22 protein-coding genes and 1 pseudogene are annotated in these 26195 nt (G+C 62.0%); 10 read left to right on the top strand and 13 right to left on the bottom strand.

The window, feature by feature from the left end:
- Window positions 1-12 precede the first annotated feature (12 nt).
- Window positions 13-2994, bottom strand: a complete 2982-nt coding sequence (ileS, locus tag NKH23_RS09475) for an isoleucine--tRNA ligase (RefSeq protein WP_352911212.1) — start codon at window positions 2992-2994, stop codon at window positions 13-15.
- A 301-nt stretch (window positions 2995-3295) separates the two neighbouring features.
- On the opposite strand from ileS, the gene NKH23_RS09470 reads away from it, so the two are divergent.
- Window positions 3296-3670: an Xre family toxin-antitoxin system antitoxin gene (locus NKH23_RS09470; RefSeq protein ID WP_254817430.1), complete on the top strand. Its 375-nt coding sequence runs from the start codon at window positions 3296-3298 to the stop codon at window positions 3668-3670.
- A gap of 2 nt (window positions 3671-3672) precedes the next feature.
- On the top strand, window positions 3673-4107 hold the full coding sequence (locus NKH23_RS09465) for an RES family NAD+ phosphorylase (protein ID WP_352911216.1): 435 nt from the start codon (window positions 3673-3675) through the stop codon (window positions 4105-4107).
- 16 nt (window positions 4108-4123) lie between these two features.
- Here the strand turns inward: NKH23_RS09465 and NKH23_RS09460 are convergent, their stop codons facing one another.
- Together NKH23_RS09460 and NKH23_RS09455 are read right to left on the bottom strand one after the other, a co-directional pair.
- Window positions 4124-4936 (bottom strand): MipA/OmpV family protein, encoded by an 813-nt coding sequence (locus tag NKH23_RS09460; RefSeq protein WP_352911219.1) that lies wholly within the window; start codon window positions 4934-4936, stop codon window positions 4124-4126.
- Between the two features lie 200 nt (window positions 4937-5136).
- The gene (locus NKH23_RS09455; protein ID WP_353015992.1) at window positions 5137-6042 is read right to left on the bottom strand and encodes an alpha/beta hydrolase; all 906 of its coding nucleotides are present in this window, start codon (window positions 6040-6042) and stop codon (window positions 5137-5139) included.
- 351 nt (window positions 6043-6393) lie between these two features.
- Here NKH23_RS09455 and NKH23_RS09450 point away from each other — a divergent pair, with 351 nt between their 5' ends.
- Window positions 6394-6948 (top strand): HdeD family acid-resistance protein, encoded by a 555-nt coding sequence (locus NKH23_RS09450; RefSeq protein ID WP_352911224.1) that lies wholly within the window; start codon window positions 6394-6396, stop codon window positions 6946-6948.
- A 77-nt stretch (window positions 6949-7025) separates the two neighbouring features.
- On the opposite strand, the gene NKH23_RS09445 is transcribed toward NKH23_RS09450, so the two are convergent.
- Window positions 7026-8009, bottom strand: a complete 984-nt coding sequence (locus NKH23_RS09445) for a bifunctional riboflavin kinase/FAD synthetase (protein WP_353034591.1) — start codon at window positions 8007-8009, stop codon at window positions 7026-7028.
- Window positions 8010-8018: 9 nt separating this feature from the next.
- Complete coding sequence (locus NKH23_RS09440) at window positions 8019-8879, bottom strand: TIGR01459 family HAD-type hydrolase (RefSeq protein ID WP_352911229.1); 861 nt, start codon at window positions 8877-8879, stop codon at window positions 8019-8021.
- 262 nt (window positions 8880-9141) lie between these two features.
- Between NKH23_RS09440 and NKH23_RS09435 the strand changes: the two are divergent.
- Window positions 9142-9773, top strand: a pseudogene (locus NKH23_RS09435) (LysE family translocator).
- 6 nt (window positions 9774-9779) lie between these two features.
- Here the strand turns inward: NKH23_RS09435 and NKH23_RS09430 are convergent.
- Both NKH23_RS09430 and NKH23_RS09425 read right to left on the bottom strand, forming a co-directional pair.
- Window positions 9780-10604: a DUF2189 domain-containing protein gene (locus NKH23_RS09430; protein WP_352911232.1), complete on the bottom strand. Its 825-nt coding sequence runs from the start codon at window positions 10602-10604 to the stop codon at window positions 9780-9782.
- 143 nt (window positions 10605-10747) lie between these two features.
- Entirely contained in the window at window positions 10748-11452 is a 705-nt protein-coding gene (locus NKH23_RS09425; protein ID WP_352911234.1) for a glutathione S-transferase family protein, read from the bottom strand.
- Window positions 11453-11560: 108 nt separating this feature from the next.
- Between NKH23_RS09425 and NKH23_RS09420 the strand changes: the two genes are divergently transcribed.
- The 3 genes from NKH23_RS09420 (at window position 11561) to NKH23_RS09410 (ending at window position 13952) form a co-directional block, all read left to right on the top strand.
- On the top strand, window positions 11561-11926 hold the full coding sequence (locus NKH23_RS09420; RefSeq protein WP_352911237.1) for a winged helix-turn-helix transcriptional regulator: 366 nt from the start codon (window positions 11561-11563) through the stop codon (window positions 11924-11926).
- A gap of 516 nt (window positions 11927-12442) precedes the next feature.
- On the top strand, window positions 12443-13282 hold the full coding sequence (locus NKH23_RS09415) for a hypothetical protein (RefSeq protein WP_352911239.1): 840 nt from the start codon (window positions 12443-12445) through the stop codon (window positions 13280-13282).
- 151 nt (window positions 13283-13433) lie between these two features.
- Window positions 13434-13952: a CAP domain-containing protein gene (locus NKH23_RS09410; protein WP_352911241.1), complete on the top strand. Its 519-nt coding sequence runs from the start codon at window positions 13434-13436 to the stop codon at window positions 13950-13952.
- 45 nt (window positions 13953-13997) lie between these two features.
- Here NKH23_RS09410 and NKH23_RS09405 read toward each other — a convergent pair whose 3' ends face one another.
- The 5 genes from NKH23_RS09405 to NKH23_RS09385 form a co-directional block, all read right to left on the bottom strand.
- The gene (locus NKH23_RS09405) at window positions 13998-16682 is read right to left on the bottom strand and encodes an EAL domain-containing protein (RefSeq protein ID WP_352911243.1); all 2685 of its coding nucleotides are present in this window, start codon (window positions 16680-16682) and stop codon (window positions 13998-14000) included.
- 173 nt (window positions 16683-16855) lie between these two features.
- A complete protein-coding gene (locus NKH23_RS09400) occupies window positions 16856-18391 on the bottom strand; it encodes a DHA2 family efflux MFS transporter permease subunit (protein WP_292653931.1) in 1536 nt (511 codons plus the stop codon).
- Between the two features lie 312 nt (window positions 18392-18703).
- Window positions 18704-19882, bottom strand: coding sequence for an HlyD family secretion protein (locus tag NKH23_RS09395; RefSeq protein WP_352911245.1), 1179 nt, complete (start codon window positions 19880-19882; stop codon window positions 18704-18706).
- Window positions 19879-20358 (bottom strand): MarR family winged helix-turn-helix transcriptional regulator, encoded by a 480-nt coding sequence (locus NKH23_RS09390; RefSeq protein WP_352911623.1) that lies wholly within the window; start codon window positions 20356-20358, stop codon window positions 19879-19881. Before NKH23_RS09390 ends, NKH23_RS09395 begins: the two co-directional genes overlap by 4 nt.
- A gap of 156 nt (window positions 20359-20514) precedes the next feature.
- Complete coding sequence (locus NKH23_RS09385; protein ID WP_353034588.1) at window positions 20515-21423, bottom strand: LysR substrate-binding domain-containing protein; 909 nt, start codon at window positions 21421-21423, stop codon at window positions 20515-20517.
- Between the two features lie 150 nt (window positions 21424-21573).
- Between NKH23_RS09385 and NKH23_RS09380 the strand changes: the two genes are divergently transcribed.
- Complete coding sequence (locus NKH23_RS09380; RefSeq protein ID WP_352911250.1) at window positions 21574-22962, top strand: FAD-binding oxidoreductase; 1389 nt, start codon at window positions 21574-21576, stop codon at window positions 22960-22962.
- A gap of 40 nt (window positions 22963-23002) precedes the next feature.
- Here the strand turns inward: NKH23_RS09380 and NKH23_RS09375 are convergent, their stop codons facing one another.
- Entirely contained in the window at window positions 23003-23938 is a 936-nt protein-coding gene (locus tag NKH23_RS09375) for a bifunctional helix-turn-helix transcriptional regulator/GNAT family N-acetyltransferase (RefSeq protein ID WP_352911252.1), read from the bottom strand.
- A gap of 218 nt (window positions 23939-24156) precedes the next feature.
- Between NKH23_RS09375 and groES the strand changes: the two genes are divergently transcribed.
- Both groES and groL read left to right on the top strand, forming a co-directional pair.
- Window positions 24157-24453 (top strand): co-chaperone GroES, encoded by a 297-nt coding sequence (gene groES, locus NKH23_RS09370; protein ID WP_006203049.1) that lies wholly within the window; start codon window positions 24157-24159, stop codon window positions 24451-24453.
- A gap of 62 nt (window positions 24454-24515) precedes the next feature.
- Window positions 24516-26171, top strand: a complete 1656-nt coding sequence (gene groL, locus NKH23_RS09365; protein ID WP_352911254.1) for a chaperonin GroEL — start codon at window positions 24516-24518, stop codon at window positions 26169-26171.
- Window positions 26172-26195 lie beyond the last annotated feature (24 nt).

The following is a 26195-nucleotide window of genomic DNA, read 5'->3' as shown; positions in this document are numbered from 1 at the left end:
TTGTGCACCGCCTTAGAGGCGGCTCAAAGCTTTCAGCTCATGCAGGACAGCGGCGTCACGGGCCGAAACATCGGGGAATTCCGGATCTGAGCCGACATCGGCGGTGTAGCGCCAGGAGCGCGCGCATTTCACCAGGCCGCGGTCCTCCGCCTTCTCGACGACCACGGCGACGCCCTTGACGTCGTCGAGGGTAAAGCTGCCCGCCGGCGCCTTGCCGTGCACGATTACCAGATCGCTGGTGATCGCCATCTCGGCCATGTCGACATCGGCGATCGCCGCTTCGAGCACGGCATCGTCGAGGGTGACGACCGGCACCGCTTCCAGCGAAGAGCCGATGACCTTCTGCGCACGGGCGATTTCCAACGCGCCGGTGACGACACGGCGGACCTGCCGCACCTTGCGCCACTTCTCCGACAGCGCCTCGTTCTTCCAGTCCGCCGGGATCTCCGGGAACTGGTCGAGATGCAGGGAGACCGCATCCGGATGACGGTCGAGCCAAGCCTCTTCCATGGTGAAGGGCAGCATCGGCGCCAGCCATTTCACCAGGCAGTCGAAGAGATGGCGCACCACCTGGACGGAAGCCTTGCGCTTCACGCTGGAAGGCGCTTCGCAGTAAAGCGCGTCCTTGCGGATGTCGAAATAGAGCGCCGACAGCTCGACCACCATGAAGTCGAGCAGCGCGCGGGTGATGCGCTTGAATTCGAAGGCGTCGTAGCCTGAGCGTACGACTTCATCGAGTTCAGCGAGCCGGTGCAGCATCAGCCGCTCCAGCTCCGGCATCTTGTCCAGCGGCACCTCCTCGCCGTCGTCATGGGCGAGCGTGCCCAGCATCCAGCGAACCGTGTTGCGCAGCTTGCGGTAGGCGTCGATGTTGGTCTGCAGCACGTTCTTGCCGAGCCGCTGGTCTTCCCAATAGTCGGTCGTCACCACCCACAGCCGCAAGATGTCGGCGCCGGACTGCTTGATGACGTCCTGCGGCACGACGGTGTTGCCGAGCGACTTCGACATTTTCCGCCCCTCCTCATCCATGGTGAAGCCATGGGTGACGACGGTGTCGTAGGGCGCCCTGCCCCTGGTGCCGCAGCTTTCGAGCAGCGAGGAGTGGAACCAGCCGCGATGCTGGTCGGAGCCTTCGAGATAGACGTCGGCCGGCCATTTCAGGTCCGGCCGGCCTTCAAGCGTGAAGGCATGCGTCGAGCCCGAATCGAACCAGACGTCGAGGATGTCCATCACCTGCTGCCATTTCGAGGCATCGTGATTGCCGAGGAACCGCTCCTTGGCGCCGGCGGCGAACCAGGCGTCGGCGCCTTCCTTCTCAAAGGCGTCCATGATGCGCTGGTTGACCGCCTCGTCGCGCAGCACATTGCCATCGGCATCGGCAAAGACGGCGATCGGCACGCCCCAGGCGCGCTGGCGCGACAGCACCCAGTCGGGGCGCTCCTCGATCATGGCGCGGATGCGGTTCTGGCCGGCGGCGGGCACGAAGCGGGTATCGTCAATGGCCTTCAGCGCGCGGCTGCGCAGCGTCGTGCCGTCGCCAAGCTCCTTGTCCATATAGACGAACCATTGGGGCGTGTTGCGGAAGATGATTGGCTTCTTTGAGCGCCAGGAATGCGGATAGGAATGCTTCAGCCGGCCGCGCGCGAACAGCGCGTTGCGCTTGATCAGCTCGTCGATGACAGCCTGGTTGGCATTGCCCTTTTTGCCATTGTCGTCGATGACGCGCGCCGCTCCACCCTCGCGGTCCGGGCCGAAGCCCGGCGCGTCCTTGGTGAAGAAGCCGGCATCGTCGACCGTGAAGGGAATCGCAGTGTCGATACCGCGCTGGCGAAGATCAGAGGCTGCATCCATCCAGGCGTCAAAGTCTTCGCGGCCGTGTCCCGGCGCGGTGTGGACGAATCCGGTGCCCGCATCGTCGGTGACATGATCGCCGGCGAGCATCGGCACGGGAAAATCGTAGCCGCCGCCTAGAGCTTTGAGGGGATGCGAAAGCGTAAGGTTTTCAAGCTCTTCGGCGCCAACGTTGCGAAGCCGATTCAGAGTGACCTTGGCCTTCGCGGCAGCGTCGTCCGCAAGCTTCTCGGCAAAGATCAGCTTTTCGCCGGGCTGAGGACCAAAGGCGTTCTCGGCCGCCGTAACCTCGTAGAGACCATAGTTGATGCGCGGCGAGTAATTGACGGCGCGATTGCCGGGGATTGTCCACGGCGTCGTCGTCCAGATGACGACGTTGGCATCAAGCAGATCGAGCGACGTCTGCGTCAGCTTGGGATCCAAGGCTGGCTGCCCATCCTCGATGTTGATGACCTGGCGAGCGAGGCTGACGACCGGAAACTTCGCCCAGATCGTGTCCGACTCATAGTCTTGGTATTCGACCTCTGCCTCGGCCAGCGCGGTGCGCTCGACCACGCTCCACATCACTGGCTTGGAGCCGCGATAGAGCTGGCCGGACATGGCGAATTTCAGCAGCTCGCCGGCGATCCGCGCCTCGGCGTGGAAAGCCATCGTCGTATAAGGATTGTCGAAGTCGCCGACGACGCCGAGGCGCTGGAATTCGGAGCCCTGCACCTTGATCCAGTGCGCCGCAAACTCACGGCATTCCTGCCGGAACTCGTTGACCGGCACCTCGTCCTTGTTCTTGCCCTTGGCGCGGTACTGCTCCTCGATCTTCCATTCGATCGGCAGGCCGTGGCAATCCCAACCCGGCACATAGTTCGAGTCATAGCCGCGCATCTGGAACGAGCGGGTGATGACGTCCTTGAGGATCTTGTTCAGCGCATGGCCGATATGGATGTTGCCATTCGCATACGGCGGGCCGTCGTGCAGCACGTATTTTTCGCGGCCGGCTGCGTCTTCGCGCAGCTTGCGGTAAAGGTCCATATCCTGCCAGCGCTTGACCAGCAGCGGTTCCTTTTCCGGCAAACCGGCGCGCATCGGGAAATCCGTCTGCGGCAGGTAGAGCGTTTTGGAATAGTCGATCGTCTCGGTATCAGTCATTCGTCTGCCATATGCGTTGCCCGGCGGCAAAAGGGCCCGGGCGTTGAACTATCATGATCTGGAAAAAGCGCGAGAGGCCGCGCGCAAGATTCCCGGCGGCTCCGGCGGCCGTCAGGCCGCCCGGAACACCGGGCCTGTAATTCGTATCGCAGTCGCGAGAAGGCGCGAAAAGCTCGTCATGGCTGGGCTTTTAACCGACAGAGGCGATATTGCAAAGCCCGAACTCTGATGCTTCCTTGCGCTATGTGCCAATTGCGCATACATTTGCAGGCAAATGGCCTGCAGTGCCAAGGAGACGTTCATGTCGGTCGCAGCAAGGGCAATTCGCGCAACACACGACTTTTCCGTCCCTACGGACAAGATCGATCATCTGCGCAGTCTGGGTTTCAGTAGCGAAGAACTCTATCGTATCGTTGCCCCCCGCCGCACGCTGGCGCGTCGCAAGGAACATGCCGAGCCGCTTTCGCCAGCTGAATCCGACCGCGCCCTGCGCCTAGAACGCATCGCCGAGCAGGCGGATCGGGTATTCGGCAGCCATGAGAAAGCCCAGCGTTGGCTGAGAAGCGAGATCATAGCATTGGATGGTGCAAGGCCGATCGATCTCCTCGAGACAGAGACCGGCGCCCACGTCGTTTCCGAAGAGCTTATCCGCATCGACTTTGGCATGCTTGCCTGACGATGCGCATCTGGCGCATCTCCAATTTCGCGGATCTCTCGGGTCGTGGCGGAACGCTCGTTGATGGAAGATGGAACAGGCGCGGGATGCCCATCGTCTATTGCACCGACCACCCTTCCACGGCACTGCTGGAGATACTGGTGCATGCGACGCGCGAAACCGTTCCGGAAACCTACCAGCTTATCGAAATCGACGTTCCGGACGGAATAGAAATGACCGAACCGGTTATCCATGACGGCTGGGACAAGGACATGGAATCGACACGGCGACAGGGCACGGACTTTCTCTCGGCCAATCGTTACGCGCTCATGAAAATTCCTTCGATCATAATGCGCAAAGCAAACAACTATCTGCTCAACCCGACCCATGACGATGCGTCACGCATTACGATTGCGGCCCTATACCGTTATCCGTTCGACAGCCGTTTGATCAAATGAGCCGACGCCTACCCGCTCACATCGAGAAATCGAAGCGATAGGTCGTCGACACGCCGATCATGAACTGATCCCTGGAGCCGCGCTCCTTGACCAGGCTGGAATCGGCGGCCGGGCCCATCAGGCGGGAATATTCGCCGAACAGGCTGGCCGTCATCGGCTCGGTCACCTTCCAGGTCACCGCGCCGCCGATGCCCGCCGACTTCACCCCGCCGCCGGGATGATATTCGCTGAGCCCCGAGGCCAGGGACTCCTTGGCATCAACGCCGTAATAGGCGTCGAAATAGTCCGATGAGGCGAACGAAACGCGCGGTCCGCCCGAAATCCTGACATCGGGCGTCACATCGTAAAAGGCGTCGGCGGCGATGTCGGCGACAAAGCCGTTGTGGGCGCGAATGCCGTGCCGCAATTCGGCGCGGGCACGCAGCCAATCCAAAGGATAGAATTCGAAGAAGCCGCCAGCCTCCCCGCCCCAGCGCACCGGGTCGAGACCCTTCAATTCGTCGGCGTCACCACCGTCGCGGGAAAACAGGAACTTGCCTGTCAGGCCGGCGCGGACGCCGCCATCGTCGATCAATGCCAATGAGATATTGTCGTTGCGCGACGTGAAGCGCGCCGCGGGACCAGCCTTGCCGAGCGAGATGATCGGCGAGGCGCTGAGCAGGTATTTCTTGCCGCCCTCGAAATTCGGGGCAACCATGCCGGTGGCGCCGACCGTCAGGTACCAGTCTCCGGACAGCCAGCCGAAGGTGCCCTCGCCTGCCTTGGCAACGCCGCAGGTGCCGAGCATGAATGCGGCCAAGACCGTCGGGATCGTCGGGACAGACCGCATCGTTACTCCATACGTCGAACGCGTTGGCCAATACAACCAGCCTTGACTGAAGCCATGGCGCCAGTTCGGTAAAATTTGACTTAATGTCCGTAACATTGGCGGCGTTGGCCGGCCTGTTCCGGATTGCAGCGAACTGTACTGGCGCACCAAGATCCCAGATCAAGACGTCTGGAATACGCCAGCAGTTGCCTCTGCAAGGGTTATAAATACTCGCGGACAAGCATGCCGGCGCTGTGAAGAGCGCGCCGACCGGCACTCAACCCCGCATTCCAAACCGGCCAAGCGTGAATCATATGCGGCCAAATTTCGAGACGTACTTTGACGTCAGCAGCGCCAGCGGCTTCCGCGAGCCGAGTTGCGTCCGACAACAGCGTCTCGGCCGAACCGGCTTGTATAAGCATTGGGGGAAATCCGCTCAGATCGGCGAACAAAGGCGAGATCAGCGGATCGCGCCGACTAGCACTATGGGGAACATAGGCGGCTGCCAGTTCCTCTAAATACGCCCGGTGGATGATAGGGTCGATCGCGTCCTTCGTTGATAGTGTCGCGCCGGACATCGAAAGGTCCGTCCAGGGCGAAACCAGCCAAAGACATCGCGGCAAGGGCTCGCCTGCCGCGCGCAATATACTGACCAGGCACAGGGTGAGGTTGCCGCCCGCACTGTCGCCGCCAACCACAATGCGATCCGGCGCGATCCCTTGCCGCCTCAGAAAGCGCCATGCCGTGAGTGCGTCTTCATGTTGTGCGGGGAAAGGATGTTCCGGTGCGCGTCGATAGTCGATCGCGAGGGTGCGCATTCCCATTGCCCGACCTGCCTCGGTAACCATTCGACGATGACTTTTAAGAGAGCCGGAGCAGTAGCCACCACCGTGGAAAAAGAGCAGAACCTTATTCCGGTCACTCCCAGGCGCCAGGGACCACTCGCCCGCGAGGCCATCGAAATCCACATGCTCGCATCGGATGTCCTCCGCAATCGGCCATACCGAACCGACTTCGTCGAGCCGTGCCCGGCGTTCGTCCCAGCGGACCGTTCGCGGCTTTGAGGTCAACAACCTCCGGACGGCGTTGATCTCTGTCAGATCGAGGTGTTCGTCCACATCGCCCATTTTGCTTCCCTAGTCTTGCCAAGCGTTGAAAACGGCATACAGCGGCAGCCACACGTCATCGACAAAGGGCCAATGCCAGCGCTGGAAATTTTTCGTTACACTTGCGCCATGGCGAATACACGGGACGACGGGTCGCCCGTAAACCCGCTTGTCATCTTTTAGCACTGGCCCACTCCCCGCACATGATCGAATATTCCATCTGATATTTGGCCGCTTCGGGTCAAAAGCGGAGGTCTGGCAAGCGGATCGCTCGGGAGTGTGGCGCTCACACCCTGCTCGCTTTACGAGAAGGCCTATCGGCGTTACCTTCAAAGCCGGCAAAAAAGGGCAAGTAGTCTTGAGGGAGAGGCGATGACACTGCACGGCGATGCCTTGAAAGATGCGATCAGCCAGACGCGGGCGAAATGGGGATGGTTCGTCGCGCTCGGGGTGCTGCTGCTTGTCTTCGGCGGCATCGCCTTCGGCAATCTGTTCATCGCAACCGTCGCCTCCGTCTTTGTCGTGGGCTGGCTGATGCTGATGGCCGGCGTTGTCGAAATCATCCATGCCTTCGGCGTGAAGACATGGGGCCGCTTCTTCTATTGGCTGCTCAGCGGTCTCCTCTACGCCGTCGCCGGCTTCTTCGCCTTCGACAATCCGGTCCTCGCCTCGACGGTGCTGACCTTCCTCCTGGCGGTCGCGCTGCTTGCCTCAGGCGTGCTCAGGGCTTGGGTCGGCTACAGCCACCGGCCGCAGCCGGGCTGGGGCTGGGTGGTCGCAGCCGGCATCATCAGCGCACTGGCGGGACTGGTCATCGCCATGGGCTGGCCGGTCAACAGCGTGTGGGTGCTGGGCCTGTTCCTGGCCGTCGACCTGATCTTCCAGGGCTGGACCTTCATCGCCCTTGGCCTGGCGCTGAAGAGATAAATTCTGGTTTGAGCATGATTTATCGGAAAACCGGTTCCCACTTTTTGCTTCGCTGACCTTCAGTTCGGGACGATGCTCTAAAAAGCTACGGCCGCGTCGAGCCCGGAAAGCGGCCTGACGCCGGCGAGCAGTGCCTTCGCCTCAGCCGCGTCGCGCTTCATCTGGGCGACCAGCGCGTCAAGCCCGTCGAACTTCACCTCCGAACGCAGGTAGCCGAAAAAGGACACGGCACAAATCTCGCCGTAGAGGTCGCCGGAAAAGTCGAAGACGAAGGTCTCCAGCAGCGGCGCGCCATTGTCATCGACGGTCGGCCGGCGGCCGAAGCTGGCGACGCCATCATGAAGCGAACCGTCGGCGCGGCGGAAGCGGACGGCATAAATCCCTTCCTTAAGGGTGGCTTCCGGCGAAAGCCTCATGTTTGCGGTCGGAAAACCGAGCGTCCGGCCGAGCTGCTGGCCGCCGATCACCTCCGCCTCGACGGTGAAACGGTAGCCGAGCAGGCCGGCGGCCTCGGCCACATTGCCCTCGCACAGCAGCGTGCGTATGCGGCTCGACGACACCACCTCGGCGCTTTCGTCGCGAAACGCATCGACCAGCGTGACGCCGAAGCCGTGGCGCTCGCCGGCCGCCATCAGATAGGCCGGGCCGCCCTGGCGGTCCTTGCCGAAGTGGAAATCGAAGCCGGTGACGGCGTGGCTTATGCCGAGGTTGCGCTCGAGCACGCCGGTGACGAAAGCCTCCGCCGACAAGGAGGCGAACTCGCGTGTGAACGGCTGCTCGACCAGCGCCGCAAAGCCCAGATGCGACAACAGCCGCGCCTTCATCGGCGGCGGCGTCAGCACGAACAGCGGCATGTCCGGCCTGAACACCTTTCGCGGATGCGGCACGAAGGTCAGCACCAGGGCAGGTACGCCGCGACGCTCCGCTTCGGCGCGCGCACGTTCGAGCACCGCCTGGTGGCCGCGGTGGACGCCGTCGAAATTGCCGATCGCCACCACGCCGCCGCGCAGATGGGCCGGCAGCGGTGCGGTTGCGGAAATGCGTTCGAACATGGCCGTCATGGCTTGAACCTATTGCAGCCTGGGAATCACTGCGACCGGCCTGTAGCCGTATTTTTCCAGGAAGGCGGCGAGCCTGGCCGGATCCGGCTGCAGCGCTTCACCGTAATCGCGGGCATGGATGCCGCCCGATACGTAAAGCACGTCGAAGCCATTGTCGGCCGCGCCCTTGATGTCGGTCATCATGCCGTCGCCGATGGCCAGAACTTGTGAACGCTCGACCGGGCGGCCGAGAATGTCGGCGATCTCCTTCATGGCGACGTCATAGACCGGCGCATAAGGTTTCCCGGCGATCAGCGTGCGCCCGCCAAGCTGTGCGTATTCGCGGGCCAAAGCGCCTGCGCACCAGATCATGCGTTCGCCGCGCTCGACGACGATGTCGGGATTGGCGCAGATGAAGGGCAGGTTTCTGGCACGCAGCCTCTGCAGAAGATCGGCATAATCTTCCGGCTTCTCCACCTCGTCGTCGAACAGGCCGGTGCAGACCACACCGGATGCTTCGAACTCCTCGACGAGTTCGACGTCGAGGCCCTCATAGAGCGTGAAATCCCGATCGGCGCCGATATGGAAGATCTTTCGCGGCCCTTCGGCGATCAGGTCGCGTGTAACGTCGCCGGACGTCACGACAAGGTCGTAGGCGGCGGGAGGAACGCCGATGGCGTTCATCTGCGCCACCACGTCGGCGCTGCGGCGCGGCGAATTGGTGATCAGCACGACAGGTATTTTCGCCGCGCGAGCAGTGATCAGCGCGGCAGCCGCCGCGGGGAAATGCCATTCGCCATTGTGCACCACGCCCCAGACGTCGCACAGGATGGCTGAATAGGCTCCCGACAGGTCTGTGAGCGAACCGATGATGTCGGGCGAATCCGCCATGCCGTTGTCCTTGTATCATGATGGTTGCAAGCGCCGCGACCGACGGTCCGTAGCGGCCGGCCCGGATTAGCCGAAGCGCTTCGCCATGTCACCAGCTTTCGTTGTGTCCGCACGATTGTCGCACGGGACACATCGTCGGCTGAAGGCGATGGGATTGGCGACTAAGGCAGGGGGCCCGGCGCGCTGGCGCAAAGGCTCCTGCCCTCATGCCCTTGCGGGTGATGGAAGCGTGTGGTGAGTGTCCCCACCCGGAGATGCGCTCTTGCCTGAACCCGCCAACCACTTTGCCTTCGCGCTGGTCTGCCTCGGCATGGTGCTGACGCCCGGCCCGAACATGATCTATCTGATCTCGCGCTCGCTGTCGCAAGGGCCGAAAGCCGGGCTGATCTCGCTGGGCGGCGTGGCGCTCGGTTTTTTGTTCTACGTGCTGTCGGCGGCGTTCGGCATCACCGCGCTGCTGCTCGCCGTGCCCTTTGCCTATGACGTGCTGCGCCTTGCCGGCGCGCTCTATTTACTGTGGCTCGCCTGGCAGACGGTGAAGCCCGGCGGGCGCTCGCCCTTCCAGATCCGCGAGCTGCCGAAAGACAGACCGCGCAAGCTGTTCGCCATGGGGCTGATGACCAACCTGCTCAAGCCGAAGGTGGCAGTGCTCTATCTGTCGCTGCTGCCGCAATTCATCAGCCCGGCAAGGGCCACGTGCTGTCGCAGCTTCTGGTGCTCGGTGCCACGCAGGTCGCGATCAGCCTGACCGTCAATGCCATCATCGCGGTGACGGCCGGCTCGATCGCCGTTTTCCTCGCCGGGCGGCCCTTATGGATTGTGATCCAGCGCTGGATGATGGGCACGGTGCTGACCGCGCTGGCCGTCAAGATGGCAACCGACGCGCAACGCTGATCGGTCCTACATCGGCCGCCTGACCTGCTGTGCCCGCTCCGGTTCGACCACCCTGCGGTAAAGATGCCAGGTCGCGTGGCCAAGGATGGGCATGACAACGGCAAGCCCGGCAAATAGCGGGATCGAGCCGATGACCAGGAGCACGGCGACCATCAGGCCCCACAGCGCCATCTGCAGCGGGTTTGTCATAACTGCCCTTGCCGACGTCTCGACTGCCGAGACCGCGCCGACGTCACGATCGAGCAGCAGCGGAAAGGCGACGACAGTCGTCGCCAGCACGATCGCGGCGAACGCGAACCCGGCCAGGTTGCCGAGCAGAATCAGCATCCAGCCCTTGCTGGTCGTCAGCACCTCGCGAATAAAGCCGACAATAGAGGCCGGAGGCTGATTGCCGTACAGGCTGGTGTAGATCGATTGCGCGGTGAACAGCCAGAGCAGGAACAGTACCACCAGCATGATACCGATGACCGCAATCGCGGGCAGCGCCGGGGAGTGGCGCACGTCGAGCGCATGCCACCAGGATGTATCCATGCCGAACTCGCGCCGGCGGCTGATTTCGTAAAGGCCGATAGCAGCGAACGGACCGACCAAAGCGAAGCCGGACATCAGCGGATAGATGAGCTGGATGGCGTTCGAGCCCGACGTCCACTGCGTCAGGATCAGGCCGACCACCGGATAGATCAGGCACAGGAACACGTAGTGCGACGGCTTGGCCCAGAAATCCTCTACGCCGAGACGGAGCGCATCGAGCAGATCCTCGGTGCTGATGCGGCGCACCGTGGGCTGTACATGCATTCCACCTGCGTCCGCCATGACATGAAAGCCGGCCATAACCTTTCTCCCGTGTGTCGGGGCGGTCACCGCCAGGATGGCCGCCCGCAGCTGCCACTTCAAGAACGGCGATATGATATCCGATCTCGGCACGCTTGTCGCGACCGCCCGGCGCCGGGGCGCCGGGCGGCTGAACGAACAGATTAGGCCGCGAAGCGATCGATCACCTCGGCCAGCGGCACGTGACCGAGGCAAGCGCCGGACCCGGCGGGCTTTTCGCCAGCTTCGACAGCGAGCGCGTATCGCACGGCCGGATCAGCTTCGATGCGGCGGCGTAGCGCCGCCAGCTTGGGATAAGCCGTGCCGTCGACCGCCTGGTGGAACTCCGCCCAGCGCGCCACGCCGATCAACGTGGTATCGGCAAGCGTCAGCCGGCCGCCGACCAGAAAGTCCGTGTCGAGGATCATCGCCTCAAGCTGATCATGGCGGTTGGTAACGACCTTGCGGCCAAAGTCACGCAAGGTTGCCAGCAGCACCGGATCGGCCGACTCCATTTCATATGCAGCCCAGAGCGGGGTGAAAGCGGCGGTGAAACCGGTGTTCACGAAAGCCATCAGCTGATGCATCCGGTCGGCTTCTGGCGAGCGGGGCTCGAAGCTGATACGGCGTTGCGTGTCGCGGGCTTCGAGCCAAGCGGCAATCGCCATGGTCTCGGTGAGCACCCTGCCCTCGTCCGTGATCAGCACCGGCGTTTCCTGACGGCCGTTGATGCTGGCATAGGCATCGTTCTTCATCTCAGTGAGCATGTCGACACGACACAGGCGGTAGGGTTGTCCGACGCGTTCAAATGCAGCGACAAGCCCCATCGAACTTCCCAGCGGGAAGCCGTAAAGGAGGATAGGTTCCATTTCTTTGTCTCTTCCATGATTTAGGGATTACGCTGCGCAGCGAAACTTGACCCTAAACGCTGGTCGCCCCATGTAAATTACGCACTATTCTGTAACCAGGTTCCCGCCATGAAAGATGTCGTCTCTCGCTGCCCGATCGAAGAGACAATGCGTGTGCTCAGCGGTCGCTGGCCCACCTTGCTGCTCTACTATCTCAAGGATGGTACCAAGCGCTTCAGCGACCTGAGGCGTGACAACCCGACAGTGTCGCACCGCATCCTGGCGCTCGAACTGCGCAAGCTGGAGGAAGCCGGGATCGTGCGGCGAACGGCGCATGCCGGCTATCCGCTACGCGTGGATTACGACCTCACGGAGCCCGGGCTCAAGCTTGTGCCGCTCATCGACGCCCTGGGCGACTGGTGGGAACATACCGAGGACGACCGGGCCGGCCGGGCTACATCGACGCCGGAAACGAGTCTGGACACAGCCGCCTAGCCGGTGGTGAAAATCGGACGCTTGCCACCCGAGGCTGGACAGCCGCTTTGGGTCGGATCCGGGCCGAATACCGAAATGCACCGGCAGCGCCAGAAGCTCATTGCCGAGCAGATACTCTAACGTCGCATTTTGGGCCGCAAGCGGACTGGCCGCTTTTAGGTCCTTGGACCATCGAGCCGGCCTCAGTTCGGATCTGCCGACGTTGCTTTCGACCGGCCCTGTGACCACGGCGGCTTCCACCGGATCGCCAGAAAAGCGAGGCAAGCGAGGGAAGGCAGCGTCAAGTTCGAGCCAGAGATTAAGAAGAACGGAGCCATCGCCGCATAGGCGTCTGCCTCCGTGGGTATGGACGGATTCACTCATGCGCAATATGAATGACGATGAGGCTGCCGTGGCGCTCACATTTTCGCCGCGTCGCTAAGGCGGGTGGCGCTCGTTCAATGCCGCTGCGCGGGGCGGGTTGGCCTTCTGGTCTAACGCCGCCCGCAGAAGTGTCGATATCAGGGGATCTGGTCAATGACCGACAACAAGCCAGACGTTACCAAGGATTGGCAAGCGACGCAGGGCCAGAAGTCCTCCGCCACGCGTCTTCGCCTTTTCGCCGCACTCTCGTGGATCGTCGCCATTGGCGGCGAGATCTACGGAATTATGCTGCTTCGCCAGAACAAGTTCGACCAGGGACACCTGCCGCTGATCATCGGCCTTCTGGTCGGCATCGCGATTTTCGCAATCGCCGGCAACTTGCTGTGGAAGGCGGCCAACAGGCACGATCCGGCCCGTGCATCCGACGCGGCCAGGTTCTTCTTCCAAAACCAGCTCGGCGCAATCATCACGCTGATTGCCTTCCTCCCGCTGGTTTTCCTGATCCTCACCGACAAAAACATGGATCCGCGGACCAAGAAGATTGCCGGCGGTGTCGGCGCTGCGCTGGCCGTGCTCGCGACGGTCACGGGGATCAGTTTCAAACCCCCGTCGGTCGAACAGTACACCCAGGATATGAACGCATGCGCAGCCCAGATCAAGTCGGGGCAGCCCACCACCGCCTGTTCGCCCGATGTCGCCGTTCAGGCGCAGGCGATCGCGACGGACACCGCCGCGGTGGCGGCGGCGACGAAGAACGCGAGCCACCCCGCCGGTCAGGATGTCGTCTACTGGATCGCGCCCGAAAACGGAGCCGCGAAGTCCGCCGAGCCGCATGTTTTCCACCTCTGCGCAGGCGTGAGTCCGCTGAAGGACAAGACCGTGAATAGTGGCTCCGTGACGGAGGCCTATGCACAGAACGCCATTCGCATCACGAAGCAGATCGATATGGAACAGAAGCAGTGCGGGTTCACCGCCACAACCAGCACCAACTGAACCCGCCTGCGCTCGCCCCCGCACTAGCGCCTTGGATCAGTGGGGGCGTCGTCAGCGGAGCTCGGCCCTTTTGTTGCGCTGCGGGTCGGCTTGCGCGAGATTCTGGTCCCCTGCCCGGCAAAAGCCATGATCACCGCTATGTCAGGCGGGAATGACCGTTGCGAAAATCGAAAATGATGAAGGCAAACCTGGCCTAAACAGGCGCATGCTGCTCAGAGCTGCCGGCCTTGGCGCCGTTGCCGGGCTCGTCGCCTGCGCCACCGCCGTGCTGCCCACCGGTGAAGGCGCCGGTGTCTCTGCTTCCGCCGCCGGCACCCTGACCGGCATTCGAGCCTCAGCCGGTCTTGGACCGCTTGTCCCCGATGCGCGGCTCGAGCAGGCGGCGCTGCAGCAGGCCGGCTACATGGCGCGCGGCGGCCGAATGAACCACACCACCGGCTGGGGCAAGGACTTTGCCTCGCGCGTCAAAGACAACGGCATTGCCGGCGCTGCTGCCGAAAACATAGCCGAAGGCCGCTTCGACCAGCAGAAGCTTTTCGATATCTGGGTACATTCGCCAGGCCACCGCCGCAACATGCTCGACCCGCGCTTCACCCGCTTCGGCCTCGCTTATGTACGCGACGGCCGCGACAGCACGCTTCGCTACTGGTGCCTTGTGCTCGGTAGATAAGCTTGCGCCATTGATCGGCGGAGGCCCTGCCGGATGACCGACCCGTCAGTCTTTGCGGCCGCCGAGCAATTCCTCGATGTCCTGCGCGCAAACCGGTTTGCTGAAATGATAGCCCTGCATTTCGTCGCAATTGTTCCTGCGCAGGAAGGCAACCTGATCATCTGTCTCAACGCCCTCGGCGATGACCCTCAGGTTGAGATTTTGCCCCAATGAAATCACCGCGCTGGCCACAGCCTGGTCGTTCTCGTCGGCGGCAAGATCGTTGATGAAGGACTTGTCGATCTTCAGCCGCGCCACGGGAAAGGTCTTGAGTGCGCTGAGGCTAGAATAGCCTGTGCCGAAATCATCGATTGAGATCTGGACACCCAGGCTTTGCAGGGCGTTCATGGTCGCGACGGCGAGCTCGATATCCTGCATGATAAGGCTCTCGGTCACCTCCAGCTCGAGATACCTGGCCTCCAGGCCGCTGTCCTTCAGCGCGCTGACGATGCGATCGATCAGGTTGCGTTCCCTGAATTGCCGCGGCGACACATTCACGCAAACGGTCAAGGGCGGCAGCCCTGCGTCTTGCCAGGCTTTGTTCTGCCGGCACGCCTCATTCAGAACCCAGTCGCCGATCGGTACGATCAGACCTGTCTCCTCGGCGGTCGGGATGAACATCGTCGGCATTACCGTGCCAAGCGTTGGATGGTTCCAGCGTATCAATGCCTCGACCGCAAAAACCCGACCTGATCGAAGGTCCACCTGCGGCTGGTAGAGCAGCGTGAATTCCGAACGCGCCAAGGCGTTTCGCAACTCTTCCTGAAGCACGAATTTTTCATGCGCCCTGGTGTTGAACTCGGGAGCGTAAAACTGGAAATTGTCGCGGCCGAACTCCTTGGCGCGATACATCGCCGCGTCGGCATTTGCCAGCAGCGTATCGGGATCCGTCCCATCCTTGGGATAGTTGGCAATGCCGATGCTGGCCGTCGCCCGTACAAGATGCGCTCCGAGCTGAACTGGCTCGGCGAGTGCAGCCCTGAGCTTTTGCAAGGTCTCGGAGACGAGATCGACGTTCGCCGGCTGGTCGAAAAGCACGACGACGAATTCGTCGCCGCCAAGCCGCACGACGGTATCGGTCGCCCGGACGCAGTCGACCATGCGACTTGCGACGATCTTCAGAAGCTCGTCGCCGGCATTGTGGCCGAGCGTGTCGTTGACGAATTTGAAATTGTCCAGATCGATGAACACCACCGTCACCCAGCGATCGTATCGCTGGGCGTACAAGACGGCCTGCGAAAGCCGGTCCTCGAGCAAGGCGCGATTGGGAAGCCCGGTCAGCACGTCATGATTGGCCATGAAGTGGATCCGGTCTTCGGCCTGTTTGCGTTCGATGGCGATCCCGGCGATGCGCGTGGTGAAATCGATCAGGCGGGTCTCGGCCTCGGTCGGTTCGCGCACCGTCATCGAATACATCGCAAAGACGCCAAGCACGACGCCCTGATGCGACAGGATCGGGGTCGACCAGCATGAACGCAAACCGTGCGGCCGCACGAGTTCGCGATAATCCTGCCAAAGCGGATCCTGCATGATGTCAGCGACGATCACCGGTTCGCGCCGATAGACTGCGGTTCCGCAAGACCCTGCCTTGGGTCCGACCGCGGCGCCGTCGACGGCGTCGGTGTAGTCTCTCGCCAGGCTCGGCGCAGCGGCGTGGCGCAAATGGGTGCCATCCTTGTCGAGCAGCAAGACCGAACCGAATATCCCCGCCAGTTGGGATTCGACCAGATGCATGAGCCGCTCGAGCACGTCGTCGAGGGGAGCACTCTTTGCGATCATCTCGAGGATATGCGCCTGCCCGTCGCGCAGGATTTCGGCCTGCTTGCGCGCAGTGATGTCGCGGGCAATGCCGACGAGGCCAAAAATGTTGTTTTGAACGTTGCGCAACGGCAGTTTCGTAGACAGGAACCATTTGCCGGTGCCTGACGCATCGACGACGAACTCCTCCTCGTCGATCATCGGTTGTCCATCGCGCATCAGTTGCTGCTCGATGAGGCGAAATTTCTGCGCAAGTTCCGGCGCATGAAGGTCGAAGTCGCTCAGACCGATCATGTCGCTCGTGCTGTCTCGACCGCTGTCGGACGCAATGGCTCGGTTGGCGACGACGAAGCGGCTTTCGGTGTCCTTCACCCACATGTAGTCAGGCACCAGGTCGATCAGCGTCTGCAACGAGATACGCTCGTCGACGACCAAGCGGTTGGCGCTGAGCTCGCTGATGTCCTCGTGCGTGGCCACCCAGCCGCCGTCGGGCATCGGCTGGTGGCAAACCTGAATTGTCCGGCCGTCGGCGAGCACGGCTGACCAGTTTCTCGAAGCCGTGCCGGAATTGACTGCCCGGGCCAACGGCAGATAGGCGTCCGCTTTCATCGGCGAGGTCCCGACAGCGACGCGACGTTCGACGATTTCGCGCAGAGCCAGGCCCGGCTGCAACTGCTCCGGCGCAAGGCGATAGATTTCCGCATAGCGGCGGTTGCACAGGATCAGCCGTTCATCGGCGTCAAAAAAGCAGATGCCTTGCGAGATGTTCTCGATCGCGGTCTGGAACCGCAGCGCCTGGTCCTGAAGTGCCGCAATCGTGGCGCGAAGCTCGCGCTCGAGGGCCTCATATGAGGCAGTCGCCAGTTGTGCCAGAGTCGTCAAATTGGCGGATTCGGGCGCTTCGGCGGTTTGCCTGGATGATTTCGTGGCCAAACACAATTCCTCCCGCTGATGCTTGAGGCAAGCAAAGGAGGCTCGCCTTTAACCCAAAAGCGACTGCATATTGGTCCGGATATACTAATGGCAGGTGAACCGGCTCAATGCCGACGCGACCGGTACAGGCAACGGAGCCTCGAGCCGGTCGCGGTTGCGGTAAGCCCTGAGGCTTAGTCCATGTGCGCGGCAGGCGCCCCACCGGCGGGCGGCGCAGCCTTTGGCTTGCGCAGCAGGAAAACAAACGGGACGGCAAGCAGTGTCATCATCATCAGCAGCTTGAAGTCATTGACGTAGGAGATCATCATCGCCTGTATGTTTACCATGCGATCCATCAGCGACAGCGCCGTCGGATCGCCGCCCGCCGCTGCCGGCGACGCCGCCCAGAGGTTGGGATTGAACGGATTGACATAGGCCGAGAGCTCCGCGTGGTTGATTTGCGTGTTACGCACCAGCAGAACCGTCACCACCGACACGCCGATCGACGAGCCAAGATTGCGCACCAGGCTGAACAACGCCGTTGCATCGGTGCGGAAGCGTGCGTCGAGCGTGGCGAAGGCCACGGTGGACAGCGGCACGAACACCATTCCCATTCCAAGGCCCTGGATGACGCCGGAGCTGAGGATAAGCCAGTTGTCCATCTGCGGCGAAAAGCTCGACATCGTGTAGAGCGATTGCGCGGTCAGCAGGAAGCCGATGACGACGAGGATTCTGGCATCGATCCTGTGCATGATCCGCCCGACGAACAGCATCGCAATCATCGTGCCGACACCGCGCGGCCCCAGGACGATGCCGATGGTGAGGGTCGGATAGCCGAAGATGGTCGACAGCATTGGCGGCAGCAGCGACATGCTCGCCAAGATGAGCACGCCCATGACAAAGATGAACGCCAGCCCGGTGACGAAATTGCGATCGAGGAAGATCTTCGGGTCGATAAAGGGGTGCTCCGCCGTTAACGTATGTATGGTAAATACCCAGAAGCCGGTGATGGAAAGACCAAGCTCGATCCATATCTCGATCGAGGAAAACCAGTCGACCTCGCCGCCGCGATCGAGCATCAGCTGCAGCGCGCCGACACCGAGCGAGAGCATGGTGAAGCCGAAGAAATCGAAGCTGCGCACCCGCCGGGCGACGCTGGGAAGATATGCGGCCATGCCGAGGAAGGCGATGATGCCGACCGGCAGGTTGATGAAGAACACCCAGCGCCAGTTGAAATTCTCGGTCAGCCAGCCACCCAGCGTCGGGCCAAGGATCGGTCCCAGCATGATGCCGGCGCCCCAGATGGCCATTGCCTGGCCGTGGCGTTCCCTGGGGTTGATGTCGAGCAGGAAGGTCTGCGACAGAGGCACGATGGCCGCGCCGAACACGCCTTGCATCAGCCGGAAGAGAACGATGGTCTCCAGGCTCCAGGCGATGCCGCACAGCATGGAGAAGACCGTGAAGCCGACCACGGCCGTCAGGAACAGCTCCTTGCGGCCGAAGCGATCGGCCAGCCAGCCGGTCACCGGCGTCATGATCGCGGCGGCAACGATGTAGGAGGTCAGCACCCAGTTGATGTTGTCGGGGGAGGCGCCGAGATCGCCGGTCATGGTCGGCAGCGCAACGTTGGCGATCGTCGTGTCGAGCGCCTGCATGATCGTCGCCAGCATGAGCGCAACTGTGATCAGGCCGCGGTGCGGTACTTCGCGAAAGGGTTCTGGGCTGCTCATGACGTAAAACTTCCAGCAGGTAACAAAAACGTGTACATTAGGTTTCCGGACGGCGAGGCCCTCGCTGTAGAGAGACCCTCATCGCGGTGGGACGCGAGCATCGATGTGGGGGATACATCGACTGAGCGTCTCGACAAAGCGGGCGCCTGCCGCCCGGAAACCTGAGGACCGAAGATCCTGAGCGGAGTTGTCTGCTCAGGGAGGCTAGAGTGCAGCCCGTCTACGCATTCAATTTTTCCTGCGCCTCCCTCGGACCAATCCTGTCACCTGCATCCATCTCGCTGTTTGCTATGCGGCCGCTGTTAGGCCTCCTTACTTGGCCTCGCCTGCCGTGGCGCGGCGGAAAATGCTCGGCAGCCCGCGGGAAACGCCGGTGTCCACCGTGACGGTCGCGCTCATGCCGGTGCGCAGCGCCATCTTGGCGTCGGCATCGGCCAATTCCAGGCGGACCGGAATGCGCTGCGTGACCTTGACCCAGTTGCCGGTGGCGTTCTGCGCGGGCAGCAGCGAGAACTCGGCCCCGGTGCCGGCGCCGATCGCCTTGACGGTGGCTTCGAACGTCTTGCCCGGATAGGTGTCGACCACGATTTCGGCCTTCTGGCCCGGCTTCATGTTTGTGAGCTGGGTTTCCTTGAAATTGGCGTCGACCCAAGTGTCGCCGGTCTCGACCAGCGAAAACAGCGGCGTGCCCGAACCGACATACTGGCCGACCTTGAACGAAGCGGCCTGGCTGACGATGCCGTCGGCAGGCGCCTTGACCGTGGTCTGGACCAGATCGTAGGCCGCCTTGTCGCGTGCGGCGAGCGCCGCCATTACCGTTGGATGCTTGTCGGTCTCGATGTCGGGATTGCCGCCAAGTGCCGCCTTGGCGCTGACGATCCCTTGCTGGGCCACGGCCAGTTGCTGCTTGGCCTTGTCGAGGTCGTTCTTGGCCTCGTCCAGCGACGACTTGGCGTTGATGCCCTTGTGGGCAAGGTCGGCGGCGCGGTCATATTGCGACTGCGCGTACTGGACCTGGCTTTCGTCGGACTTCTCCTGCGCCAGCGCCTGGCTATGGGCCGCACGCAGCTGCTCGACATTGAGCCGCGCGCCCGCCACCGCCGCGTCGGCTTGGGCCAACGCGATCCGGTAGGGCTCGGGATCGATGGCGAACAACACGTCGCCCTGCTTGACAGACTGGTTGTCGAAAATGTCGACCTGAACAATGCGGCCCGCCGCATCGGCGGCTATCGACACCTTGGCCTGCTGCAGATTGGCGTTTTCGGTCTCCTGATAGCGGCCGCCGGTCACCCAGACATAGCTGCCGCCGGCGATCAACGCAGCGGGCAGCACAAACATCAAAAGGAAGCGGCCGGCACGACGCTTCTTCTTCGGCGCCACCGGCGCCGGAGCTACCTGCGCAGCGACCGTTACCGGAGCTGCCGCCGGCTTCGCGGGAGCTTCCATCTCCAGCTTGGCCGCATTCTCATCTACTTTGGCTACCGCGTTCATGCTGCTGCGCCTTCCGTATTCTTCACTTTTTCCGAGGGCGGCGTGTCACCATCTGCAAGATTCTGCACCATTGTCTCCAGCGCCTTGACCAGGACGCGGCGATCTTCCGGCGAAACGCCAACGAGCGATTCCTCATAAACCTCGCCGGCAAGGCTCTTGACGTGGGCGTAGGCCGCGTTCGCCTTGGCGGTCGGGAAAATCATGCGCACCCGCCTGTCGGTTGCGTCCGGACGGCGCTCGATCCAGCCGCCCTCCTCCATGCGATCGACAAGACGCGAGACGCTGATCGGCTCGATTTCCAGAAGCTCGGCAAGCCGCGCCTGCGCGACACCCGCCTCCTTGGCGACGCGGACCAGAAGCCGCCATTGCGCCGAAGAAAGGCCAAAACCGCTGGCGCGCGCCTCGAAGCGCTTGCGCATCAGGCGCTGCACGTCGTGGATCAAAAAGCCCAATCTGTCGATGCCATCGGAAACCATGAGCGACATATATAATAAGCGTGCTCATAATTCAAGGAGCCGGATTATGCCAGAAGCCGGCAAGTGTGCATGGCAGTCAGTGCAGGGCGATCGTGGTTAGCAATTTATCACCCCGGGCGCTTGTGACGAGTATGCAGAAGATCGGCGTTCAGATGCTCAGACTATCGATCTCATCCAGGCGGAAAAGGCTTCGACATGCGCTTGTCGGGGGTGATTGGCTACGCAGGCAAGGTAAAAGCCATAGCCTGGCAGAGAGAGATCATGTGCCTTGACCAGCCTGCCAGCCTCGAGTTCGCCACTGACGACCACATCGCTGCAGATAGCGATGCCTTGGCCTGCCGCTACCGCGTCAATCGCGTGCAGCTCTTCGCGGAAACTTAAGTCCCATGCCTGGTTGGCATTGGGGATGCTGGGATCGATCGAGCGTGCGATCGCCAGCCATCGCTGCCAAGTCGGCGCTTCCGGGTCGCGGTTCGTCCAATTGAAATGGATGAGCGGGTATTGCAGCAGATCGGCGGCGCGCTCGATCTGTCGGTCGCCTCCTGCGAACAGCTCCGGGCTGCATACCGGAAAGAATGCGTCCCGAAAAATTTCCTGCGCGGGAACATCGCGCGGCATCCTGCGCGCATAGCGGATCGCGACGTCGGCGTCACCGCCTCGCAGGTCGAGAACGGCGTCTGTCCCGATGATCTCCAGTGGAATGTTCGGATGCTGTTCGCGCCACTTCGACAGGCGCGGAACCAGCCATCGGCTGGCAAATGCATTTGGGCTCGTCACGCGCAACGGGCGTTGGCCAACACGGGCCGAGGCTGATGCTATTGCCGCAGCGAAAGCGTCGAAGCCGCTGCAAATTACCGGAAATAGCCGTTCGCCCACGCCTGTGAGCACCAGCGGTCGTGGGCGCCGCCGGAACAGCAGTTGCCCACAGACCTCCTCCAGCAATCGAATCTGGTGGCTGATGGCCGTTGGCGTCACTCCGAGTTCCGTCGCGGCCTTCCTGAAGCTCATCAGCCTGGCAGCGGCTTCGAAGGCGCGAAGCGACCCGAGCGGCGGAAGTTTTCTCATCCAGGCAGCTTAGATGAATTTAGCTCATCCAGCGACTGAGATATTCGATTTTGCAGCGAATGGCGTCGCATGAGATCATTATGATCCGACACATGTCGGTGAACGAAAGCGGCCTGTCCAACCGTGCCAGATCACGAAGGGTATCCCTCGATGAGCATGTTCAAGCTTATAGACGGTTCCGAGCCGACGTTGCAGGCGCCAGATATCGCCCGGCTCAGGCAGGCGATTCGCGGCGATCTGATCCTTCCGGACGACCCTGGCTATGACCAGGCGCGCAGAGTTTGGAATGGCATGGTCGATAAGAGGCCGGCGGCTGTCTTCTATTGCGCCGAATCCAGCGATGTCGTCACGGCCGTCAACTTCGCCCGATCGCAAGGCTTCCTCGTCGCCGTCCGCGGCGGTGGTCATAACGTCGCCGGCAGTTCGGTATGCGACGGCGGCGTGGTGATCGATGTGTCACGCATGAAGCGGATCGAAGTCGACCCGATCCGCCGTGTTGCGCGCGCAGAAGCTGGCTTGAACCTGGGCGAGTTCGACGCAGCCACACAGGTCCATGGTCTTGCGACGACCATGGGTGTCAACGCGGATACCGGCATAGCCGGACTGACACTCGGCGGCGGTTTCGGCAAGCTTGGCCGCAAACATGGACTGAGCTGCGACAACCTTGTCGCTGTCGAAATCGTGACGGCGGACGGCCGGTTGCTCACGGCAAACGCGGCCGAAAATGCAGATTTGTTCTGGGGCATTCGGGGCGGCGGCGGCAATTTCGGAATAGTCACGACTTTCGAATACAAGCTCCATCCCGTGGGTCCGCTCCTCATCGCGGGATCGATGCTATACCGCTACGAAGAGGCACGCGAAGCGATGCGGTTCTACCGTGCGTTCTCGAGCGGCGCCCCAGATGAGCTGAGCCTGGATGCAGCACTTGTCACGGCGCCCTCGGGCGAGCGCTTCTTCAGCATATCGGCGTGCTACATCGGCCCGCTCGACGAGGGCCAGCAAATCATTCAACCTCTGAGAGAGTATGGTCGGCCGGTTGAGCGCCAGATTGCTCCTGTCCCCTATCTTCAAATCCAATCGGCCGGGGACAGCCTCTTTCCGCGCGGGCGGCGCTACTACTGGAAGGCGCAGTTCATGCGCGAAATCACAGATCAGGCGATCGATACCATGCTTGCGGCTTACATGACTGCACCCAGCGAATCGCTTCTGGTCCTGCAGCAGGTTGGCGGCGCCATCTCGCGAGTACCGATGGACGGAACGCCCTACGCCAACCGGGATGCACTTTACGATTGCTTCCCGATATCGATCTGGGACAATCCGTCTGACGACGAAACGCACATCCGATGGGCGCGTGACCTGTGGGATGCAATGAGACCGTTCTCGACCGGCGGCGTCTATGCCAACAATCTCGGCGAAGAGGGCACTGATCGGGTTCTGGCAGCTTACGGCGAGAATTATCCGAGGTTGGCCGCACTAAAAAACAAGTATGATCCTACCAATTTCTTTCGCTTGAACCAAAACATTAAGCCAACAACCTGAGCGACCGCCGCAGGCCGATGCCCGGAATTCTGTAGCGCTGCTACAACTCCAAATTCCAGTTCTGGCCGACCAGATCCTTGCCGAAGGAATGATGGCGCTCCTCGTTGGACAATTTAAAGCCCGCAGCCTCATAGATGTGGCGGGCGGCGGCGAGCACGTCGTTGGTCCACAGCGTCAGTGTCCTGTAATCCTTGGCGCGGCAAAAGCCGACACATTCCTCGACCAGCCGCTTGCCGATGCCGAGGCCGCGCGCCGACGGCTCGACATAGAGCAGGCGCAACTTCGCCACCTCGTCCGACTGGCGCACGACGAAGACCGAGCCGACGACCTCCGCTTCCCGCTCGGCGATCCAGCTGCGTTCCCATTTCGGATCGAAGGATTTGACGAAGGCACCGAGGATTTCGGCGACCAGCGCTTCATAGGTTTCGTCCCAGCCATATTCCTGCGCGTAGAGCAGGCCCTGGCGATGAATAATCCAGCCGATGTCGCCGACTTGCAGAGGCCGCAGCATATAGGGAATTTTGGGCTCGGCGCTTCCGCCCAGCAAACGCTGCACCGTCTGCATGGCCTTGACCAGCCTGTCCTGTTCGGCAACCGAAAGCCGTTCGAGCAAAGCCGCGACCTGGTCGTGCGAACCCTGGTTCAGCGGAGCGAAGGCCTGCCGCCCGGCCTTGGTCAGCGCGATCGACGAGCGCCGCGCATCCGCCTCGATCGTGGCGCGCTCGACCAGATCACGCTCCTCGAACTTCTTCAGCAGCCGGCTGAGATAACCGGCATCGAGGCCGAGGTCGCGCCCAAGATCCGTGGCGGTCAGGCCATCGCGATGCGCCAGCTCATAGAGCACCCGCGCCTCGGTCAGCGAGAAGGTGGTTTTCAGCAGCCCTTCGTCGAGCAGCCCGATCTGGCGGGTATAGAAGCGGTTGAAGGCCCGCACCGCGTCGACCTGCTCGTTGCCTGGGTGATGATGAATGGTCATGGCATCCTCCTCCCGGCAAGATCAGCCATTTAGTTGACTTAGTCAAGGATCCTGTTTGAAGCAATTGTCCTGATGATGCTCACCGGGCGCCTTGACTCGCGCGAGTTGCCAGCCTATTTCAGCGCCACGTTAGCACTCCTCCAAGATGAGTGCTAACCACATGTCCGGCGCCGCCGGACGGAGGAACTGTTCTCACCATTCTCATCGAGGAATAAAAAATGGCAAAGTCGAAGTTCCGCCCGCTTCATGACCGCGTGGTCGTTCGTCGGGTCGAATCCGAATCCAAGACCGCGGGCGGGATCATCATCCCCGATACGGCTAAGGAAAAGCCGCAGGAAGGCGAGATCATCGCCGTCGGTTCCGGCGCCCGCGACGAAGCCGGCAAGCTCGTCCCGCTGGACGTCAAGGCCGGCGACCGCATCCTGTTCGGCAAGTGGTCGGGCACCGAAGTCAAGCTCAATGGCGAAGACCTTCTGATCATGAAGGAATCCGACATCATGGGCATCATCGGCTGAATATCGGCCACACCCTCACTTAAATCTTCGGGCTCAATTCAAGCCCCTGCCAGGAGCTAAAAATGGCTGCCAAAGACGTAAAATTCTCCCGCGACGCTCGTGAGCGCATGCTGCGCGGCGTCAACATCCTCGCCGACGCAGTGAAGGTCACGCTCGGCCCCAAGGGCCGCAACGTCGTCATCGACAAGTCGTTCGGCGCACCGCGCATCACCAAGGACGGCGTCACCGTCGCCAAGGAAATCGAGCTTGAGGACAAGTTCGAAAACATGGGCGCGCAGATGGTCCGCGAAGTTGCTTCGAAGACCAACGACATCGCCGGCGACGGCACCACGACCGCGACCGTTCTGGCACAGTCGATCGTCCAGGAAGGCCACAAGGCGGTTGCCGCCGGCATGAACCCGATGGACCTCAAGCGCGGCATCGACCTCGCCGTCGCCGACGTGGTCGCGACGCTGATCAAGAACGCCAAGAAGATCAAGACCTCGGAAGAGGTTGCCCAGGTCGGTACCATTGCCGGCAATGGCGATGTTTCGGTCGGCTCGATGATCGCGGAAGCGATGCAGAAGGTCGGCAATGAAGGCGTCATCACCGTCGAGGAAGCCAAGACCGCCGAGACCGAGCTCGAAGTCGTCGAAGGCATGCAGTTCGACCGCGGCTATCTCTCGCCCTACTTCGTCACCAACGCCGAGAAGATGGTTGCGGATCTGGAAGACGCCTACATTCTTCTCCACGAGAAGAAGCTCTCCAACCTGCAGGCCATGCTGCCGATCCTCGAGGCTGTCGTGCAGACCTCGAAGCCGCTGGTCATCATTTCGGAAGACGTCGAAGGCGAGGCCCTGGCCACGCTCGTCGTCAACAAGCTGCGTGGCGGCCTGAAGATCGCCGCCGTCAAGGCGCCGGGCTTCGGCGATCGCCGCAAGGCCATGCTGGAAGACATCGCCATCCTCACCGGTGGCCAGGTCATCTCCGAAGACCTCGGCATCAAGCTCGAGAATGTCGGCCTGAACATGCTCGGCCGCGCCAAGAAGGTGTCGATCTCCAAGGAGAACACCACCATCGTCGACGGCGCCGGCAAGAAGGCCGAGATCCAGGGCCGCGTCGCCCAGATCAAGCAGCAGATCGAAGAGACCACCTCGGACTACGACAAGGAGAAGCTGCAGGAACGTCTCGCCAAGCTGGCGGGCGGCGTTGCCGTCATCCGCGTCGGCGGTGCGACCGAAGTGGAAGTTAAGGAAAAGAAGGATCGCGTCGATGACGCCCTCAACGCGACCCGCGCGGCCGTCGAAGAAGGCATCGTTCCCGGCGGCGGCGTCGCACTGCTGCGCGCTTCGCTGACCATCAAGGCAACCGGTGCCAACTCCGACCAGACCGCGGGCATCGCCATCGTGCGTCGCGCGCTGCAGGCTCCGGCCCGCCAGATCGCGTCCAACGCCGGTGCGGAAGCATCGATCGTTGCCGGCAAGATCCTCGAGAACAAGGGCGCGACCTTCGGCTACAACGCCCAGACCGGCGAATATGGCGACATGATCACCATGGGTATCGTCGATCCGGTCAAGGTTGTGCGCACGGCTCTGCAGGACGCGGCCTCGGTCGCTGGCCTGCTGGTCACCACCGAAGCCATGATCGCTGAGGCTCCGAAGAAGGAGTCGGCTGGCGGCGGCATGCCTGGCGGCATGGGCGGCGGCGGCATGGGCGGCATGGGTGGTATGGATTTCTAATCCAAGCAATCCATCAAGTCTTCA

Source organism: Mesorhizobium sp. M1328 (genome assembly GCF_040318075.1).
Classification (GTDB): domain Bacteria; phylum Pseudomonadota; class Alphaproteobacteria; order Rhizobiales; family Rhizobiaceae; genus Mesorhizobium.
Note: the sequence above shows the minus strand (reverse complement) of the source record. Positions and strands in the feature narration are given on the sequence as shown.

What these genes read in the sequence shown, in the direction of transcription:
- NKH23_RS09455 (WP_353015992.1), bottom strand. Translation starts at nt 6,042, where the DNA reads ATGGGCGATGTGGACGAACACCTCGATCTGACAGAGATCAACGCCGTC.
- NKH23_RS09400 (WP_292653931.1), bottom strand. Translation starts at nt 18,391, where the DNA reads ATGAGCAGCCCAGAACCCTTTCGCGAAGTACCGCACCGCGGCCTGATC.
- NKH23_RS09450 (WP_352911224.1), top strand. Translation starts at nt 6,394, where the DNA reads ATGACACTGCACGGCGATGCCTTGAAAGATGCGATCAGCCAGACGCGG.
- groES (WP_006203049.1), top strand. Translation starts at nt 24,157, where the DNA reads ATGGCAAAGTCGAAGTTCCGCCCGCTTCATGACCGCGTGGTCGTTCGT.
- NKH23_RS09445 (WP_353034591.1), bottom strand. Translation starts at nt 8,009, where the DNA reads ATGACGGCCATGTTCGAACGCATTTCCGCAACCGCACCGCTGCCGGCC.
- NKH23_RS09440 (WP_352911229.1), bottom strand. Translation starts at nt 8,879, where the DNA reads ATGGCGGATTCGCCCGACATCATCGGTTCGCTCACAGACCTGTCGGGA.
- NKH23_RS09420 (WP_352911237.1), top strand. Translation starts at nt 11,561, where the DNA reads ATGAAAGATGTCGTCTCTCGCTGCCCGATCGAAGAGACAATGCGTGTG.
- NKH23_RS09380 (WP_352911250.1), top strand. Translation starts at nt 21,574, where the DNA reads ATGAGCATGTTCAAGCTTATAGACGGTTCCGAGCCGACGTTGCAGGCG.
- NKH23_RS09395 (WP_352911245.1), bottom strand. Translation starts at nt 19,882, where the DNA reads ATGAACGCGGTAGCCAAAGTAGATGAGAATGCGGCCAAGCTGGAGATG.
- NKH23_RS09390 (WP_352911623.1), bottom strand. Translation starts at nt 20,358, where the DNA reads ATGGTTTCCGATGGCATCGACAGATTGGGCTTTTTGATCCACGACGTG.
- NKH23_RS09375 (WP_352911252.1), bottom strand. Translation starts at nt 23,938, where the DNA reads ATGACCATTCATCATCACCCAGGCAACGAGCAGGTCGACGCGGTGCGG.
- NKH23_RS09430 (WP_352911232.1), bottom strand. Translation starts at nt 10,604, where the DNA reads ATGGCCGGCTTTCATGTCATGGCGGACGCAGGTGGAATGCATGTACAG.
- NKH23_RS09425 (WP_352911234.1), bottom strand. Translation starts at nt 11,452, where the DNA reads ATGGAACCTATCCTCCTTTACGGCTTCCCGCTGGGAAGTTCGATGGGG.
- ileS (WP_352911212.1), bottom strand. Translation starts at nt 2,994, where the DNA reads ATGACTGATACCGAGACGATCGACTATTCCAAAACGCTCTACCTGCCG.
- NKH23_RS09470 (WP_254817430.1), top strand. Translation starts at nt 3,296, where the DNA reads ATGTCGGTCGCAGCAAGGGCAATTCGCGCAACACACGACTTTTCCGTC.
- NKH23_RS09385 (WP_353034588.1), bottom strand. Translation starts at nt 21,423, where the DNA reads ATGAGAAAACTTCCGCCGCTCGGGTCGCTTCGCGCCTTCGAAGCCGCT.
- NKH23_RS09465 (WP_352911216.1), top strand. Translation starts at nt 3,673, where the DNA reads ATGCGCATCTGGCGCATCTCCAATTTCGCGGATCTCTCGGGTCGTGGC.
- groL (WP_352911254.1), top strand. Translation starts at nt 24,516, where the DNA reads ATGGCTGCCAAAGACGTAAAATTCTCCCGCGACGCTCGTGAGCGCATG.
- NKH23_RS09410 (WP_352911241.1), top strand. Translation starts at nt 13,434, where the DNA reads ATGACCGTTGCGAAAATCGAAAATGATGAAGGCAAACCTGGCCTAAAC.
- NKH23_RS09415 (WP_352911239.1), top strand. Translation starts at nt 12,443, where the DNA reads ATGACCGACAACAAGCCAGACGTTACCAAGGATTGGCAAGCGACGCAG.
- NKH23_RS09460 (WP_352911219.1), bottom strand. Translation starts at nt 4,936, where the DNA reads ATGCGGTCTGTCCCGACGATCCCGACGGTCTTGGCCGCATTCATGCTC.